Annotated in this window: 1 protein-coding gene; it reads left to right on the forward strand. The window is 41.5% G+C overall.

All coding sequences use genetic code 11. The features are described 5' to 3' along the window. Positions 1 to 64: 64 nt before the first annotated feature. On the forward strand, positions 65 to 1,693 hold the full coding sequence (locus tag IQ246_RS29495; protein WP_194006822.1) for a cyclic peptide export ABC transporter: 1,629 nt from the start codon (positions 65 to 67) through the stop codon (positions 1,691 to 1,693). Positions 1,694 to 1,871: the final 178 nt, after the last annotated feature.

Genomic DNA, 1,871 nt, shown 5'->3' on the forward strand with positions numbered 1-1,871 from the left:
CCATTCCCCATTCCCCCTTATCCCCAGAGGGGGCCCCAAATTCCCCATTCCCAAATAAATCGTCATGAATCTAATTTACTTTCTCCTGCGTTCATCTTGGGGGATGGTGGCGATCGCGATCGTCACTGGATTCCTGAGTGGTGGCAGTAGTGCTGGACTGATCGCCTTAATCAGCAGTGCTGCGACTCGCAGCAGTACTTCACCCCTCACATCTATCGCTTGGGGTTTCGTGGGGCTGGTAATAGTAGCACTCATTACTAGTATCATTTCGCAAGTGATGCTGATTCGCCTATCTCAAAATGCCATCCTGCAACTACGAATGCGCTTGGCTCGCCAGATTCTGGCTTCAGAATTAAGCCATTTAGAACAGCTAGGCAATCCCCGACTGTTGGCAACTCTGACAGAAGATGTGCAGGCTGTTGCGAATGCTGTATATGTGATTCCTTTCCTGTGTATTGATCTAGCAATGGTTTTAGGTTGCCTGCTATATATAACCTGGTTATCCTGGTTAGTATTTCTAATAGTTGTCAATCTGATAGTTATCGGAATAGGTAGCTGCCAATGGCTGTTGAATAGAGGAGGGCAATTACTCGCCCTCGCCCGTGAGGATCAAGACGTACTATTTAAACATTTTCGTACCATCACCGAAGGAGTCAAGGAACTTAAGCTCAATTATCAACGCCGTCAAGTCTTCTTGACAAAACATTTACAATCAACAGCTACTAAATTTCGTCGTCACAATGTTGATGGTTTGACGCTGTTTGCCACAACTACTAGTTGGGGTAAACTCCTGTTTTTTTTCGCAATGGGTTTTTTATTATTTGCACTGCCTTACTTATTGACCATCAGTCCCCAAACCCTTTCTGGTTATATCCTTACTTTTACATACTTGATGTTGCCGATGGACAACATCGTTACCAATCTTCCCCAGATGGGCAAAGCCAACGTTGCTTTACAAAAGATAGAATCGCTCGGTTTATCTCTAGCTAGTAGGGCTGAAGTATCAACAGTTCCACCTGCTTTTAAGTCTGCCTGGCACAGCTTACAACTTAAAGGTATTACCCACACTTACCGAACAGATCAAGAAGATAATAGCTTTATCCTCGGCCCCATCGACCTAACATTATATCCTCAAGAACTAGTGTTTATCGTAGGTGGTAATGGCAGTGGAAAATCCAGCCTAGCTAAACTAATAGCCGGACTCTACATTCCAGAAAACGGCGAAATTTGGTTTGATGGAGAACTCGTTAACCAACATAACCGAGAGTGGTATCGCCAGCATTTTTCTGTGATTTTTTCTGACTTTTATTTATTTGAGGAACTTTTAGGTTTAGAAAATACTAACTTAGATACTCAAGCCAAAAACTATCTAAAGCAACTCCAACTAGACCATAAGGTAAAAGTTGAAAATGGGCAATTTTCTACTACTGCTCTTTCTCAAGGACAGCGTAAACGACTAGCTTTGCTCACAGCGTACTTAGAAGACCGACCAATTTATTTGTTTGATGAGTGGGCAGCTGATCAAGACCCAGTATTCAAAGAAATATTCTACACTCAGCTATTACCAGAACTGCGAGAGCGCGGTAAAACAGTGGTAGCAATTAGCCACGACGATCGCTATTTTCATCTAGCAGACCGAATAGTCAAATTAGAATATGGCAAAGTTGAATATGACAAGCAATATCAGAGATGAAACCGCATGTGATCTAATTGCTTCTTTATAAGCTGTTACGCAAATAAACTTGGTTCTTCAGTACTTGTTATGCCAAATTATTAGCAATTCAATGTAATAATATGTTGAAAAATATCTCCATTAATAGCTAAAGCTATTAATGGAGATGACATACAAGGCATTTTTATTGTTTGCTGTA

Origin of the sequence: aff. Roholtiella sp. LEGE 12411, assembly GCF_015206995.1 — a bacterium.
Classification (GTDB): Bacteria; Cyanobacteriota; Cyanobacteriia; order Cyanobacteriales; family Nostocaceae; genus Komarekiella.

Bases quoted from the DNA above. Each gene is read 5' to 3' on its own strand.
- IQ246_RS29495 (WP_194006822.1), top strand. From the start codon at position 65: ATGAATCTAATTTACTTTCTCCTGCGTTCATCTTGGGGGATGGTGGCG.